Here is a 15,291-nt window from a genome sequence, read left to right on the forward strand (position 1 = left end):
CCGTGGTGGTCGGTCCGACGGCGGGCGCGGGTCCGCGGCCCGTGCTCCCGGCGGTGACACCCGGGAAACGGCCGGGACCGCGGATCGGGTTCCGCCGTCGGCGTGGCGCGCCGCCGTCGTGACCGGTCAGCCGGCGGTGGCCGCCTGCTGCGGGAAGAGCCGGTGCAGCACGTCGGCCAGCGTGACGACGCCGACGACCGCGTCGCCGTCGGTGACCAGCGCGAGGTGGTTGCGGGTCTCCCGCATCGCCCGGAGCGCGGCGTGGACGGTGGTGTCGGCGCCGAGGGAGAACACCGGCCGGGCGAGGGGCGCCGCGGGCGCGTCGTCGGGTGCGGTGAGGGTGTCGCGGACGTGCACCACCCCGGTGACCTCCTCCCCCGGCACCGCGCCGAGCAGGATGCGCAGGTGCCCCGAGGCGCGGGTCGCCGCCCGCACCTCGCCGGCGGTCGCCGCGGCCCGGACCCCGCTGGGGCGGGACGCCGGGCCCAGCAGCTCCCGGACGGTGAGCCGCTCGAGGTCCAGCGCGCCGGAGATCTGCGCGGAGAAGCTCGCGTCCAGGGCCCCGACGTTGGCCGAGTGCTCCACCAGGTGGCGCAGCGCGTCGGGGCTGTGCCCGACGGCGAGCTCGTCGGCCGGCTGCACGCCGACCCGCCGGACCAGCGCGTTGGCCGCGGCGTTGAGGGCGCGCAGCAGCGGGCGGAACACCGCCATGAACGCGCGCATCGGCGCGGCGAGCAGGGTGGCCGAGCGCTCCGGGTGGGCGATGGCCCACGACTTGGGGGCCATCTCCCCGACCACCAGGTGGAGGAAGGTCACCACCAGCAGCGCGAGGACGAACCCGGCGACGTCGGCGGCCACCGCCGGCAGCCCCCAGGTCTCGAACAGCGGGGTCAGCCAGTGGTGCACCGCCGGCTTGCTGATGGCGCCGAGGGCGAGGGTGGCCGCGGTGATGCCCAGCTGGGAGCCGGCGAGCAGCAGGGTCAGCTCCGAGGAGTTGCGCAGCGCCGCCCGCGCCGAGCGGCTGGTGGGGGCGGCCTCCTCCAGCCGGTGCCGCTTGGCGGCCAGCGCGGCGAACTCCACGGCCACGAAGAACGCCGACAGCGCGACGATGCCCACGGTGGCGGGGACGACGACCCACGGGCTGTCGCTCATCGGGAGGTCCCCTCGGCGGCTGCGGTGACGTCGTCGGTGCGGGCGGGGAGCTCCAGGCGCACCCGGGAGGGCACGTGCCGCTCCACGGCGAGCACCTCGACGTCGAGGTGCCGGGGCGCGGGCCGGTCGTCGTGGATGAGGTCGCCGGGGTCGGGCGGCAGCTCGACGGTCAGCGCGGTGCCGGGCTCGGGCAGGTCGCCGTGCGCGGCGATGACCAGCCCGGCGATCGTCTCGTAGTGCCCGCGGGGCAGGTCGACGCCGAGCGCGCGCTCGACCTCGTCGACGTGCACGTCCCCGGCCATCTCCCAGACGCCGTCCCCGGCCACCGGCACGTACCCGGGGTCGACGTCGGCGTCGTGCTCGTCGGTGATCTCCCCGACCAGCTCCTCGGCGAGGTCCTCCAGCGTGACGACGCCGGCGAAGCCGCCGTACTCGTCGACGGCGCAGGCGAGCTGGTTCCTGGTCTCGCCCAGCAGGCGCAGCACGTCCGGCAGCGACGCGAGGGTCGGCACCACCAGGCAGGGGCGGGCGATCGCGGTCACCGGCGCGGAGTCCGGCTCGGTGGTGGTCAGCAGGTCGGCCAGGTGCACGACGCCGAGCACGTCGCCGGTGCCCTCCTCCAGCACCGGGTAGCGGGAGTGACCGGTGGCCATCAGTTCCCGCAGGTGGCCCAGGGTGTCGGTGGCGGCGACGGTGCCCACCCGCGGTCGCGGGATCATCGCGTGCTCGACGTCCCGGGTGGGGAAGTCGAGGATGCGGTCGACCATCACCGACAGCTCCGCCGGCAGGTCACCGCTCTCCCGGGACTCCTCGACGATGTGCTCGAGGTCGCGCGCGGTGGCCGCGTGCTCGACGTCGTGCACCGGCTCGATCCGCAGCACCCGCAGCAGCAGGTTCGACGCCCGGTCGAACACCTGGATCAGCCAGCCGAACACCCGCAGGTACACCGTCGTGGAGGCGGCCAGCCAGCGGGCCACGGGCTCGGGCCGGGCGATGGCGAGGTTCTTCGGGAACAGCTCGCCGAAGAGCATCTGCACCAGCGTGGAGAACAGCAGCGCCAGGACCGCGCCGACGCCCAGGCCGACCGCCGTCGGGACCCCCACGCCGCCGAGCAGCGCGCCGAGGGACTCCCCGATCAGCGGCTCGGCGACGTAGCCGACCAGCAGCCCGGTGACGGTGATGCCCAGCTGGGCGCCCGAGAGCATGAACGACGTCCGCCGGGTCACCCGCAGGGCCCGGGCGGCCGCCGTGTCGCCGGCCTCGGCGCGGGCGCCGAGGGTCGAGCGGTCGACCGCCATGTAGGCGAACTCCTGGGCCACGAAGTACCCCGTCACAGCGGTGATCCCGAGGACCACCAGGACGCCCAGGAGCAGCGAGAGCACCTCCGTCACCGGCCACGCACCCCCTCACCGCGGTCGGGGGACGTGGCCTGGGGACTGTGGTACGGACTCATGGCTCTCTTCGACGACGGGGCTGAGGGGCGCACCGGTGGCGCCCCCAGCAGAACGGCGGGGCCGCCGCCGGCGTTCCGGTGGCGGGGCAGAGCGCCCGGACGGCGGCCCGGCGGTTCCCTGGCCACGGCGACGGTCCCGCGGCGGCCGCCGGGGGCACCAGGGTCGAAGGAACTCCCCGCCCCGGCCCGGCCGTCAGCCGATCGTCGTGGCGTCGATGACGAAGCGGTAGCGGACGTCGGAGGCCAGCACCCGCTCGTAGGCCTCGTTGACCCGGTCGGCCGGGATGACCTCGACGTCGGCGGTGATGCCGTGCTCGGCGCAGAAGTCGAGCATCTCCTGCGTCTGGGCGATGCCGCCGATCATCGAGCCGGCCACCGAGCGCCGCTGGGACAGCAGCCCGCCGTCGACGCTGATCGGGCTGGGCGCGACGCCGACGCTGACCAGGGTGCCGTCGACGGCGAGCAGCCGCACGTGGGCGTCGACGTCGATGTCGGCGCTGACGGTGTTGACGATCAGGTCGAACCGGCCGGCCAGCCGGGCGAAGGTGTCCGGGTCGGAGGTCGCGAAGTAGGAGTCGGCGCCGAGCCGCAGGGCGTCCTCCTGCTTCTTCAGCGACTGCGACAGCACGGTGACCTCGGCCCCGAGGGCGTGGGCGATCTTCACCGCCACGTGGCCGAGCCCGCCGAGCCCGACGACGGCGACCCGCGTGCCCGGGCCGGCGCCCCACCGGCGCAGCGGGACGTAGGTGGTGATGCCCGCGCACAGCAGCGGCGTGGCGGCGGCGGGGTCGAGGCCCTCGGGGACGGACAGGGCGAAGCGGGCGTCGACGACGACGTGGGTGGAGTAGCCGCCCTGCGTCGTGGTGCCGTCGCGGTCGGGCGAGGCGTAGGTGAACACCGTGCCGTCCAGGCAGAACTGCTCGTCGCCGCTGCGGCAGGTGGCGCACCGCCCGCACGAGTTCACCATGCAGCCGACGCCGACGCGGTCGCCGACCCGGTGCCGGGTGACGTCGCTGCCGACCTCGGTGACGGTGCCGACGATCTCGTGGCCGGGGACGACGGGGAAGGGCTGCGGGCCCCAGTCGCCGTTGACGGTGTGGATGTCGGAGTGGCAGATGCCGGCGTACTCGATGCGGATCAGGACGTCGCCGGGCCCGACCTCGCGGCGCTCGACGGTGGTGGGGGCCAGCGGCTCGCCGGCGGCGGGGGCGGCGTAGGCGGTCACGCGCACGGGGGTGGATCTCCTCTGTTCGGCGGGTGCGGGGTCAGGCGGTCGCCGGGGTGGCGAGGTACTCGTCGTCGGTGACGGGGGCGAGCCAGTGGACGACGGCGTGGTCGGCGTCGCCCTCGTTGATGGCCAGGTGGACCATGAGCCGGGTCGGCGCGGCGCCGTGCCAGTGTTCCTCGTCGGCCTCGAAGAGCACGCGGTCGCCCGGGCGGATGACCTCGACCGGGCCGCCGCGGCGCTGGCACGGGCCCACGCCCTCGGTGACGAACACGGTCTGGCTCAGCGGGTGGCGGTGCCCGTGGGTGCGCGCGCCCGGCGTGGAGTGCACCAGGTCGGCGCTGACCCGCGACGGGTCCGGCGCGGCGGCGACGGCGTCGACGTACACGTCGCCGGTGAACCAGTCGGCCGGGCCCTTGGCGGTGTCGAGGGAGCTGCGGGTGATCTGCACGGTGTCGTCCCCCCGGGGGTCAGGGGCGGAGCAGGGTCTTGATGGCGCGCCGCTCGTCCATCGCCCGGTAGCCCTCGGCGGCCTGCTCCAGCGGCAGCTCCAGGTCGAAGACCCGCCCCGGGTCGATGGTCCGGTTCCAGATGAGGTCGATGAGCTCGGGCAGGAAGCGCCGGACGGGCGCCGGACCGCCGTGCAGGTGCACGCCGGAGGAGAACAGCGCCTCCCCGGGCAGCGAGACGTCGTGGCTGACGCCGACGTAGCCGACGTGGCCGCCGGGCCGGGTGGCGTGGATGGCCTGCATCATCGACTCCTGGGTGCCGACGGCCTCGATGACCGAGTGCGCACCCAGCCCGCCGGTGAGCTCCTTGACCGCCGCGACGCCCTCGGCGCCGCGCTCGGTGACGATGTCGGTGGCGCCGAACTCCCGGGCCAGGGCCTGCCGGTCGGCGTGCCGGCTGAAGGCGATGACCCGCTCCGCGCCGAGCTGCCGGGCGGCGAGGACACCGAGCAGGCCGACGGCGCCGTCGCCGACCACGGCGACGGTCGTGCCCGGCCCGGCCTCGGCGGCGACGGCGGCGAACCAGCCGGTGCCCAGCACGTCGGAGGCGGCGAGCAGGCCGGGGACGAGGTCGTCCGGCGGCGTGCCGGGCGTGGCGACGAGCGTGCCGTCGGCCAGCGGGATGCGGGCGTACTCGGACTGCGCGCCGGTGGCGGCGCCGGGCTGCCGGTTGACGCAGTGGGTCTGGTAGCCGGCCCGGCAGATCTCGCAGGTGTTGTCGGAGGCGAAGAAGGAGCCGACGACGAACTGGCCGGGCCGGATGTCGCGGACCTCGCTGCCGACCTCCTCGACGACGCCGACGTACTCGTGGCCCATCGGGGTGGGGCCGTCGACGGCCTCGATGCCGCGGTAGGGCCACAGGTCCGAGCCGCAGACGCAGGCGGCGGCCAGCCGGATGACGGCGTCGGTGGGCTGCTCGATCCGGGGCACCTCGCGCTCCTCGACGCGGACGTCGCCGGGGGCGTACAGCAGCGTTCCTCGCATGGCGGTCTCTCCCTCTGTGGCTGTTCGGGTCCCGGGGCGTCCGGGGTCGGGGTCGTCGGGTGGCTGCACCCCACGGAACCCCGTTCCCGGCGGGCGCGGGGGGTCGAGCTCGTCGGGGGGAGAACCTCGACCTCCCTCCGGCGGCCGGTCGCGCCACCGTCGGGACGTGGACGACCGCACCGGATCCGCGACCGCCGCGGGTCGGGTCGCCCCGCGAGGGGGTCGGGCCGCGCTACCGCGCCGCGGGCACGCGGGACCGCTGCCGACGCGTCCTGACCCGCCCGTCGCGCCTCACTGGAGGACCCTCAGTGGACGACGGTCACCGGACACCGGGCGTAGGCGACGACGTGCTGGCTGACCGACCCGAGCACCAGGCCGGCGAAGCCGCCGTGACCGCGCTTGCCGACCACGAGCAGGTCGGCGTTGGCGGACTGGTCGATGAGCGTCTTGGCCGGCCGGCCCTGCTTGACGTGCGGGTGGACCAGCACCGGCGGGTCCTCGCCGAGCTCCTCCTTGATGACCTGCACGAGGTCCTCGGCGGTGCGCTGGCTCGGGTCGGGCACGTAGTGCTCCGAGACGCTGACGCTGCCCGCCGGTGGCAGCAGCGTGTGCTCCCACACGTTGACGACGACCAGGTCCGCCCCGTGGTCGGCGGCCTCCGCGGCGGCCCAGGTCAGCGCCTTGCGGCTCCCGGGTGACCCGTCGACGCCGACCACGATGGACTTCCACACACCCACGGTCGTCTCCTCTTCGCGTGTCGACGCACCGGCGCTGATTGCACGTGTCCGCGCGGAACGCTATTACACGGTGCCCGGCCCGTCGAGTCGAGGAACGGCCGGAAATGGTGGCGCCAGCGTTCACGATCGCCATTTCGTTGCCCGCACAACCGGATCCGTGATGGACTCGGATGCTGCTCGCTAGGGCTGAACAGGCATTCCCGAGAACGGTGGCACTCGTGTTGCGGCCCCTCCACGGCGGGCTTAGCGTCGCGGCGCTGATCTGACCGGGACCGCGTCGGCCGAAGGGGTCGCCATGACCGCCACGATGTCAGAGTCCGTTTCCGCGGGTACCGAGCAGGTCGAGCGCAAACCGCTGATGTCGGGCAGCGCCATCCTGATGATGAACCTCGGGTTCTTCGGGGTTCAGTTCAGTTTCGGCCTCACGCAGTCGGCGGTGAACCCGCTCTTCCTGCTGATCGGGGCGACGCCCCAGCAGCTGCCGATCCTCAACCTCGCCGGACCGGTGACCGGGCTGGTCATCCAACCGCTGATCGGGGCGATCAGCGACCGCACCTGGAGTCCCCGCTGGGGGCGCCGTCGCCCGTTCGTGATCGGTGGCGCGATCCTCTGCGCGATCATCCTGGCCGCGTTCCCGTTCGTCGGGGTGCTGTGGCTGGCGGTCATCTGCTTCTGGCTCCTGGACGCCGGCAACAACACCTCGATGGAGCCCTATCGGGCGCTGATCTCCGACCGGCTGCCGAAGTCGCAGCTGGCGCGGGGTTTCCTGACGCAGAGCATGTTCACCGGGGCCGGCGCGGTGCTGGCGAACCTGTCGCTGTTCATCCTGCAGAAGGTGTCGGCACTGCAGGAGACCGCCGGGAACGGCGTGCCCTACTGGATGTACGTCTGCTTCCTCATCGGCACGTTCTGCATCCTGCTGACGGTCCTGACCGCGATGGCGCGCACGAAGGAACTGACTCCCTCCGACGAGGAACTCGCCGAGATCCGTTCGGCGCCCAAGGGCCTGCACCACGCGGTCCGCGAGATCGCCGACGCCGTCCGGGTCATGCCGGTCGCCATGCACAAGATCGGCGTGGTGTTCCTCTTCCAGTGGTACGCCATGTTCATCTACTGGCAGTTCCTGGCGGTCAGTCTCGGTGAGACCGTCTTCGGTGCCACGCCGGAGGAGGGCGGGCGCGCCTGGGACGACGCCATCGCCTGGAGCGGCCTGCAGAACGCCGGCTACAACTTCGTCACCATGGTCTCCGCCCTGTTCCTGGTCGGGTTCGCCCGCCGGATCGGCGCCAAGCGGGTGCACGCGGTGGCCCTGGGTCTGGCCGCGGCCTCGCTGATCTGGCTGGCCCAGATCGACAACCAGTACGTCGCGCTGATCCCGATGATCGGGCTCGGCGTCTTCTGGGCCAGCGCGGTCGGCATCCCGTACCTGATGGTCGCCAGCATGGTCCCGGCCAACCGCACCGGGGTCTACATGGGGATCCTCAACATGATGATCGTCGTGCCGATGCTCATCCAGACGGTGACGTTCGGCTGGATCTTCACGAACCTGCTCGGCGGCAGCGGCGCCAACGCGATCCGGCTCGCCGGCATCCTGCTCGCCATCGGCGCGGTGGCGATGCTGTGGGTCAACCCGCCCGACGAGGCCGACGAGTCCCCGATCGTGCCGCTGGGCAGCAAGCGCAGCATCACCGTCTACGACCGGGTCGTGGTCGGGTCCGACGGCACGCCGACGAGCCTGTACGCCGTCGACCGCGCCGCCGAGGTGGCCCAGGCCGCCCAGGCGCGGCTGGTCGTCGTCACGGCCTACCGCGACGGCACACCGGATGCCGCCTCGACCCCGGGCGGGAAGGTGCACCGCGACATCCACGGCGCCGACGCCGCCCGGGAGGCGCTGGGCAGGTCGGTCACCGGTCTGACCCGCGAGCGCGCCCGGTTCATCGAGCAGCGGCTGGTCGCCGGCGACCCGGCGCAGGCCCTGCTCGACACGGTCGGCAACAACCCGGCGAACCTCATCGTCGTCGGCAACCGCGGGCTGGGCGCCAGCGAGGGGCAGATGCTGGGGTCGGTGCCCGCCGGCGTCGTGCGCAACGCCGTCTGCGACGTCCTGGTCGTGCAGACGTCGGCGCTGGACGAGGAGCGGCTGTTCGCGTCCGCGCCGGAGGCGGCCGCCGACCGCGCCGGCCCGGTCGCGGGAGGGGACGCGGCAGGTCCGCGACCGGGCCGGTGAGCGGCCGGGGCGGGCCCGGGGTCACCTGACCCGGGCCCGCCCCGCCGTGGTCGGGCGGTCAGCCGGCGCGACCCCGTCCCGGCCCCGGCGCGCCCGCGGCCGGAGCGCGCAGGACGTCGACGCTGAGGGCGGCACCGGCCGCCGCGACGAGCCCGGCGAGGAGGAAGGGGACGAGGAAACCGCCCGTCCCCTCGGCGAGGGCGCCACCGAGCGGGGGCCCGCACAGCTGGGCCAGGCCGAAGGCCAGGGTGCAGCGGCCGAAGGCGCCGGCGAACTCCCGGGGGGTGAGGAAGTCCGACAGGCGGGCGGCGATGACCGCGGGCAGCCCGGACATCGTCAGCCCGAACACCAGGGCCGACACCGAGGCCAGGGGCTCGCGGCCCAGCGGCACGAGCAGGATGGCGCCGGCCATCGCCAGGTAGCCGCCGACCAGCGAGGCGCCGCGGCCCCAGCGGTCCGACAGCGGCCCGAGCACCACCCCGCCGGCGACCAGGCCGACGCCGACCAGGGTGTAGACCGCCGACGCGTGGCCGGCCGAGAAGCCGGCGTCGTCCTCCAGCGCGGTCACCAGGTAGCTGGTGTAGACGGAGTAGGCCAGGCCGTAGGCGGCGTAGCCGCCGGTCAGGCCGATCCAGCCGGGGACCCGGCGCAGCGCGGCGGTGCGGACCGGCGCGTCGTCGTCGCGGTGCTGCGCCGGGCGGAGCAGCAGCAGGCACAGGACGAGCGCGGCCACCGCGATCGCCGCCTCGACCAGGTAGACCGTCCGCCAGGAGGCGTCGCCGCCGCGGGCCTGCAGGGTCCAGGTCAGGGCGCTGGCGAACACGATGCCGCCGCCGATGCCCGACCCGGCGACGCCGATGGCCGCGCCTCGGCGCGACGGGCGGACCACCGAGCCGGCGAGGCCGGGGGCCGGCACCCAGATGAAGGCACCGCCCACGCCGGTCAGCGTCAGCCCGACGACCAGCCCCCCGACGCCGCCGGCCCGGGTGAGCAGCGCGAGGCCGGTCGCGCTGCAGGCCAGCCCGGCCTGGATCATCGCGGCCGGCCGCGCCCTCCGGGACAGCGCGCTGACGGCCACGGTCCCGAGGAGGTAGGCGGTGACGTTGGCCGTGGCGACCAGCCCCGCCACGGCGTAGGAGCCCAGCAGGTCGCGGTTGATCGCCGGCAGCAGCAGCGCGTAGGAGAACCGGCCGAAGGCCTGGGCGACGGCGGAGGCGAGCGCCACGAGCAGGACGAGCCCGCGCGGCCGCACCTGCACGACGCCCCCTCCCCCGCCCCGGACACCGCAGCGTGCCCGTCCGACCCGCCGAGTCCACCACCCCGGAGCCGCCGGTGCCGACCTCAGCCGTCCTGGACGGCGGTGGCCCGGACCAGCAGCAGGTGCTCGGGGTGCACCGGCGGGACCTGCAGCCCGGCGAGGGCGAGGGTGCGGCCGGTGAGGACGACGCCGTCCTCCCCGGCGCACCAGGGCGGCAGGCCGGGCCAGGCGCCGCCGGTGTCGACGCCCGGGGGCTGCAGGCGCACGCGGTAGCGGCGGTCGGGGTCCAGGCCGGGCAGGCGCGCGGGGCCTGGTGGCCAGGTGACCGAGCGGCCGACGGCGACGAGCGCGTACAGGGCGTCGCCGCGGTCGGGCGCGACGACGCCGTGCACCTGCACCTGCGGGTCGGGGTGGTCGCCGTCGACGACGGTGCCGCGGTGCAGCAGCGGGCGCAGCTGCTTGTGCAGCGCGATCCAGGCGGCCAGCTCCTCCAGCTCGCCGTCGGGGACGTCGGCGAGGTCCCACTCGACGCCCATGTGCCCCCACAGCGCGGTGCCCGCGCGGAAGGACAGGTCGTGGGTGCGGCCGGTGGTGTGCGAGCGCGGCGGGCCGACGTGCGTGCCGACCAGCTCCGGCGGCAGCAGCAGCCCGGTCCAGCGCTGGATGCCCTGCCGCTCGAGCGCGTCGTTGGTGTCCGAGGCCCACACCCGGTCGGTGCGCTGCAGGATGCCCAGGTCGACCCGTCCCCCGCCGGAGGCGCAGGACTCGATCTCCAGGCCCGGGTTGGCCGCCCGCAGCTCGTCGAGCAGCCGGTAGGTGGCCAGGGTCTGGGCGTGCACCCCCGGCTCCCCGTGCGGGGTGTGCCCGGCGTCGACGAGGTACCGGTTGTGGTCCCACTTGAGGTAGGCGATGTCGTACTCGTCGAGCAGCGCCTGCAGGTGGCTGCGGACGTGCTCGTAGGCGCCGGGGTGGGCCAGGTCGAGCACGTGCTGGTTGCGGGAGGGGTCGCCGACCCGCCCGCCGGCGCTGAACAGCCACTCCGGGTGCGCCCGGGCCAGCTCGGAGTCGAGGTTGACCATCTCCGGCTCCACCCACAGGCCGAACTCCATGCCGAGCTCGTGCACCCGGTCGACCAGGGGGTGCAGGCCGTCGGGCCAGACGTCGGCCGACACCCGCCAGTCCCCCAGCCCGGAGGTGTCGTCGCGGCGGGAGCCGAACCAGCCGTCGTCGAGGACGAACCGTTCGATCCCGAGCCGGGCGGCGGTCTCGGCCAGCCCGGTCAGCCGGCCGAGGTCGTGGTCGAAGTACACCGCCTCCCAGGTGTTCAGCGTCACCGGCCGTGGGCGGGCCGGGTGGGTGGGGCGGGCGCGCAGCCAGGTGTGGAAGCGGCCCGCGACCGCGTCCAGACCCTGGCCGTGGGAGGCGTACAGCCACGGGGAGGTGTAGGAGGCGCCCGGGGGCAGCTCCACCTCCCCGGACAGCAGCAGCTCACCGGCACCGAGCACGCGCGCGCCGTTGTGCAGCCGCTCGGCGTAGTGCGCCTGGTTGCCCGACCAGCCCAGGTGCACCGCCCACACCTCCCCGGAGCGGGAGGAGAACCCGGCCGTGCCGGCGCAGAGCAGGTGCACCGCGTCCAGCCCGGTGCGGCCGGTGCGCACCTCGCGGGAGTGCAGCCCGGCGGCGAACGGCGTGCGCTGCGGCACCCGCTCCATCGTGTGCCGGCCGGTGAAGTCCAGCAGCTCGACGGCCCGCGGCGGCACCGGCAGCACCAGGCGCAGGGCGTCGAGGCGGTAGGGCTCCGCGGCGTCGTCGGCGGTGTTGGTGACCCGCGCGCGGGCGCGCAGCAGGCCGGAGGGGGTGAGCTCGAGCTCGAGCAGCGCCTCCAGGCCGGCGACCGGGTCGTCGGCGGTGGCCACGAGGCGGGCGGTGCCCGCACCGGGGTCGGTGATCTCCTGGGACCGCAGTCGCAGGACCGGGGACCAGTCGCGGCCGGCCCGCGAACCCTCCAGCCCCGGCCGGCCGACCCAGCCGCGGGCGTGCTCGGGCAGCGGGGTCAGCCGGACCACCACGTCGGTCGGGTGGTCCCCCACCGACGGCGTCGCGGCCACGTCCAGGGCGGCCAGGTCGTCGTCCCCCAGCTCCCCGAGGTCCGGGCCCCAGTGGACGATCGAGGGCAGCAGCCCGCCCACCGGGCCGGTGGCCAGCACCACGCTGACCCCGGCGGCCCGCCAGTGGACCAGCCGGCCGCCGCCGGGCGACCCGGCGGGCACCGGGTCGGTGCTCTGGCGCTCGGTCGCCGCCTCGGAGGCGGTGGGCGGCGTCGGCGCCGGTGGGGTGCGGAACGTGTCGGTCAGGGTGTGCTCCGGAGCTCGGGGGACGCGACGTGGCCGGTCACCTGACGGCTCTGCGGGTCACGCCGGGGTGACCCATCGCGATCGCGCCGGAGATCCTGGCAGACCGCCCGGCCGTGGTGGACGCGGGCCCTCCATCGGCCGACCTGCTCCGCCGGGCCCGCGGGCTGGACGCGCTCGGCGCCGGGGACGCCGCCGCTCGACGTCCTTCCAGGAGGACGTCCAGCGCCCGGATCTCCCTGTCCGTCGACGCGGCCACCGTGGACTCCCCGGGGTCACCCCCAGCGGGCAGCCCGTCATCATGTCCCCCGAGCAGGCGGTCGTGCTGGGAGCCGGGCAGCTCGTCCCCGTCCACCACGGCACCTCCCACAACCCGCCGTGGTATGCCGGGACCCCCGACGTCGTGCCCCGCCTGCGGGCGAGCGCCGAGAACCGGGTGGAGCTGACGGTCGTGCAGACGACGGACGAGCTCGTCCAGGCGTAGCGGCCTCCGCCCCGGGGAGGACGACGGTGCGGCGATGACTCCCGCCCGACGCGGGGGTCTCAGTGGTGGACGCACCGCCGGCGTCCCTCTCGAGAGGACCCCGTCATGACCGAGCCCGGCAGCGCCGACCGGACCAGCGGACCCCGGACCCCCGAGCCGCACCCGAGGCTGCGCGACCTCGACGTGCTGGCCGGCACGTGGCGGCTGGAGGGCACCGACCTCGACGGCGGCGCACCCTTCACCGGCACGGTGACCCGGCGCTGGCTCGAGGGCGGGCACTTCCTCGTGCAGCAGATGAGGATCGACGGGGACGAGCGCGAGGGGGCCGAGTACATCGGCTACGACCACGCGCAGCAGACGCTGCGCTCGATGTCCTTCAGCACCGAGGGCCCCGGCCCGTACTGCTCCTTCGCGCTGGAGTACATCTGGCAGGTCGAGGGCGACGAGCTCACCGTCTGGCACGGGTCGAAGGACTCCCCCGCGCGCTTCCGCGGCACGATCGACCGCGCCGCCGGCACCGTCGACGGCCGCTGGGAGTGGCCCGGCGGCGGCTACCGGGCCACCGAGACCCGCGTCGACGACGGCGGCTGAGCGCGCCGCGTCGCGGCGACGGCCCGCCGCGCGGAGGCCCGTCGTCCGGCGCCCGTGAGGGAGGACCCTCGGCAGAGCGGCGATGCCGCAGGCGCGTCGCCGCCGTCCGGGATGAGGGTGGCATGTACGCCCGATCCACCACCATCCGCGGCACCCCCGGCTCGCTGGACGACGCCATCGGCTACGTGCGGGACGAGGTCTGGCCGGCCGTCCAGGACATGCCCGGCTGCGTGGGCCTGTCGATGGTGTGCGACCGCGAGACCGGCCGGTGCATCACGACGTCGGCCTGGGCCGACCGGCAGGCGATGGAGGCAGCGCCGAGCGCGTCGCCCCGATGCGCCGCGAACTGGTGGACCGCTTCGGGGCGGACGACGACCTCGAGGTGCGCGAGTGGGAGATCGCCGTCCTCCACCGCGAGCACACCGCCGGCGACGGCGCGTGCGCGGCTCACCTGGATCCGCGGCGACACCGGCAGGACGGACCAGCGGTTCCGCCGTCGGCACGGTGGTCTTCGACGGCCGCGCCCACCTCGAGGAGTCGCGGGAGCAGGCCCGCACGCTGCGCGAGGAGGGCGTGCGGATCATGGGGATCGACGTCCTCGACGTCGCCGAGACGGACGTCGTCCTCGCCCACCTCCGGGGACCCGAGACCGTCTGACACCCGGAGCGTCCAGGGGCCGCTCCGGACCGCTCCGGGACGGCCCCGCGGGGGCGCCCGCGCGGGTGGATGATGACCCGGTGCTGGTCACCGAGGAGCACGGCGACGTCACCGTCCTGCGCATCGAGCACGGCCGGGTCGGCGCCCTCGACGTGGAGCTGCTCGACGCCCTCACCGCGGCGGTCACCGCCTCCGACCGCGCGCTGGTCCTCACCGGCAGCGGCTCGTCGTTCTCCGCCGGGGTGGACCTGCGCCGCATCCTCGACGGCGGCCGGCCCTACACCGAGGCGCTCCTGGCGGCGCTGTCGCGCACGTTCCGCGCCGTGTTCGACCACCCGCGGCCCACGGTCGCGGCGGTCAACGGGCACGCGATCGCCGGCGGCTGCGTGCTGGCCCTGGCCTGCGACCTGCGGCTGATGTCGGGCGGGCGGATCGGCCTGACCGAGCTGGCGGTCGGCGTCCCCTTCCCCACCGCCGCCCTGGAGATCGCCCGGCACGCGCTCGGCCCCCGCGCCGGTCGGGTCCTGCTCGGGGCGCAGACCGCCGATCGCGAGCTGGCGCTGGCGCTCGGGGTGGTCGACCAGCTCGTCGAGCCCGGCGAGCTGCTGCCGCAGGCGGTCGGGCTGGCCGCCGAGCTGGCCGGCCGGTCACCGGGGTCCTACCGGCTGACCAAGGCCGCCCTGCACCGCCCCGCGGACGCGGCGATCGCGGCGACCTCCGACGGCGACGCCGCCGTCGTCGCGGGGTGGACCTCCGACGACACGCGGCAGCGGATCGAGGCCGCGCTGGCGGCACTGGCCCGGCGGTAGGCCCCGGCGACCGCGAGGACCCACCAGGAGGAGCGCACGTGCAGCGCCTGAAGCCCGTTCCGCTCGGCGAGCAGGAGGAGGCGGACGCCCCGATCGCCTTCCGCCTCCCCTGGGACCCCGACGACCGGCGGAACCTCCGCAACGTCGCCGTCCCCACGCTGACGGCCCACCTCCCGGCCCCGGGCAGCCGCACGGGGACCGGTGTGGTGGTCGCCCCCGGTGGCGGCCTGCACTTCCTCTCCGTCGACAACGAGGGGGCGTGGGTGGCCGAGCGGCTCGCCGAGCGGGGCATCGCCGCCTTCGTGCTCCACTACCGGGTCGTGCCGACCCCGGTCGCCGAGCAGGAGTTCGGGGCCGTGCTGGAGCGGGTGTTCGGTGAGCCGGGGTACGTCGCCGACGTCTCGCGGGCGCAGCGCGCACCGAGCCTGGCCGACGGCGGTGCGGCGGTGCGGCACGTGCGCGACCACGCCGCCGGCTGGGGCCTGGCCCCCGACCGGATCGGCATGCTCGGCTTCTCCGCCGGCGCGTTCGTGTCGCTGGTGACCACCCTGGACGGGACCGCGGCCGAGCGGCCGTCGTTCCTCGCGCCGGTCTACCCGGCGTGGTGGGACGGGATCCCGGTGCCCGAGCCGGCACCGCCGATGTTCCTCGCCTGGGCCACCGACGACTCGCTCGGCGACACCATCGTCGACAGCTCACTACGCCTCTACGACGCCTGGCGGCGCGCCGGCGCTCCCGTCGAGGCCCACGCCTACGCGCGGGGCGGGCACGGCTTCGGCATCCGGCCGCAGGGGGCTCCCTCGGACGCCTGGTTCCCCGCGTTCCTGGACTGGCTGGCCGGGTCCGGGTTCTGA

At 75.3% G+C, this 15,291-nt stretch carries 15 protein-coding genes; 6 read left to right on the plus strand and 9 right to left on the minus strand.

What is annotated here, in order from left to right:
• Positions 1 to 126 precede the first annotated feature (126 nt).
• The 6 genes from CHC04_RS10830 to CHC04_RS10855 form a co-directional block, all read right to left on the minus strand.
• Entirely contained in the window at positions 127 to 1,152 is a 1,026-nt protein-coding gene (locus CHC04_RS10830; RefSeq protein WP_089403884.1) for a CNNM domain-containing protein, read from the minus strand.
• Positions 1,149 to 2,543, minus strand: coding sequence for a hemolysin family protein (locus CHC04_RS10835; RefSeq protein ID WP_089403885.1), 1,395 nt, complete (start codon positions 2,541 to 2,543; stop codon positions 1,149 to 1,151). Before CHC04_RS10835 ends, CHC04_RS10830 begins: the two co-directional genes overlap by 4 nt.
• A 255-nt stretch (positions 2,544 to 2,798) precedes the next feature.
• Positions 2,799 to 3,836: an NAD(P)-dependent alcohol dehydrogenase gene (locus tag CHC04_RS10840; RefSeq protein ID WP_089403886.1), complete on the minus strand. Its 1,038-nt coding sequence runs from the start codon at positions 3,834 to 3,836 to the stop codon at positions 2,799 to 2,801.
• 34 nt (positions 3,837 to 3,870) lie between these two features.
• The gene (locus tag CHC04_RS10845; protein ID WP_089403887.1) at positions 3,871 to 4,281 is read right to left on the minus strand and encodes a (R)-mandelonitrile lyase; all 411 of its coding nucleotides are present in this window, start codon (positions 4,279 to 4,281) and stop codon (positions 3,871 to 3,873) included.
• A 19-nt stretch (positions 4,282 to 4,300) separates the two neighbouring features.
• Positions 4,301 to 5,323 (minus strand): zinc-dependent alcohol dehydrogenase family protein, encoded by a 1,023-nt coding sequence (locus CHC04_RS10850; protein WP_089403888.1) that lies wholly within the window; start codon positions 5,321 to 5,323, stop codon positions 4,301 to 4,303.
• A gap of 305 nt (positions 5,324 to 5,628) precedes the next feature.
• A complete protein-coding gene (locus CHC04_RS10855; protein ID WP_089403889.1) occupies positions 5,629 to 6,060 on the minus strand; it encodes a universal stress protein in 432 nt (143 codons plus the stop codon).
• Positions 6,061 to 6,367: 307 nt separating this feature from the next.
• Here CHC04_RS10855 and CHC04_RS10860 point away from each other — a divergent pair, with 307 nt between their 5' ends.
• On the plus strand, positions 6,368 to 8,287 hold the full coding sequence (locus CHC04_RS10860) for a universal stress protein (protein WP_141233758.1): 1,920 nt from the start codon (positions 6,368 to 6,370) through the stop codon (positions 8,285 to 8,287).
• Between the two features lie 58 nt (positions 8,288 to 8,345).
• Here CHC04_RS10860 and CHC04_RS10865 read toward each other — a convergent pair whose 3' ends face one another.
• Complete coding sequence (locus CHC04_RS10865) at positions 8,346 to 9,545, minus strand: MFS transporter (protein WP_176449936.1); 1,200 nt, start codon at positions 9,543 to 9,545, stop codon at positions 8,346 to 8,348.
• A gap of 83 nt (positions 9,546 to 9,628) precedes the next feature.
• A complete protein-coding gene (locus CHC04_RS10870) occupies positions 9,629 to 11,815 on the minus strand; it encodes an alpha-galactosidase (protein ID WP_089403892.1) in 2,187 nt (728 codons plus the stop codon).
• A gap of 382 nt (positions 11,816 to 12,197) precedes the next feature.
• Between CHC04_RS10870 and CHC04_RS10880 the strand changes: the two genes are divergently transcribed.
• Entirely contained in the window at positions 12,198 to 12,380 is a 183-nt protein-coding gene (locus CHC04_RS10880) for a hypothetical protein (protein WP_089403894.1), read from the plus strand.
• 105 nt (positions 12,381 to 12,485) lie between these two features.
• Complete coding sequence (locus CHC04_RS10885) at positions 12,486 to 12,971, plus strand: DUF1579 family protein (RefSeq protein WP_089403895.1); 486 nt, start codon at positions 12,486 to 12,488, stop codon at positions 12,969 to 12,971.
• Positions 12,972 to 13,152: 181 nt separating this feature from the next.
• Here CHC04_RS10885 and CHC04_RS24900 read toward each other — a convergent pair whose 3' ends face one another.
• Positions 13,153 to 13,422: a hypothetical protein gene (locus tag CHC04_RS24900; protein ID WP_245817112.1), complete on the minus strand. Its 270-nt coding sequence runs from the start codon at positions 13,420 to 13,422 to the stop codon at positions 13,153 to 13,155.
• A 53-nt stretch (positions 13,423 to 13,475) separates the two neighbouring features.
• On the opposite strand from CHC04_RS24900, the gene CHC04_RS24905 reads away from it, so the two are divergent.
• The 3 genes from CHC04_RS24905 (at position 13,476) to CHC04_RS10900 (ending at position 15,291) form a co-directional block, all read left to right on the plus strand.
• Complete coding sequence (locus CHC04_RS24905) at positions 13,476 to 13,628, plus strand: hypothetical protein (RefSeq protein WP_245817113.1); 153 nt, start codon at positions 13,476 to 13,478, stop codon at positions 13,626 to 13,628.
• An 80-nt stretch (positions 13,629 to 13,708) separates the two neighbouring features.
• On the plus strand, positions 13,709 to 14,437 hold the full coding sequence (locus tag CHC04_RS10895; RefSeq protein ID WP_089403896.1) for an enoyl-CoA hydratase/isomerase family protein: 729 nt from the start codon (positions 13,709 to 13,711) through the stop codon (positions 14,435 to 14,437).
• Between the two features lie 38 nt (positions 14,438 to 14,475).
• Positions 14,476 to 15,291, plus strand: coding sequence for an alpha/beta hydrolase (locus CHC04_RS10900; RefSeq protein ID WP_089403897.1), 816 nt, complete (start codon positions 14,476 to 14,478; stop codon positions 15,289 to 15,291).

It is taken from the genome of Geodermatophilus saharensis, from assembly GCF_900188205.1.
GTDB lineage: Bacteria > Actinomycetota > Actinomycetes > Mycobacteriales > Geodermatophilaceae > Geodermatophilus > Geodermatophilus saharensis.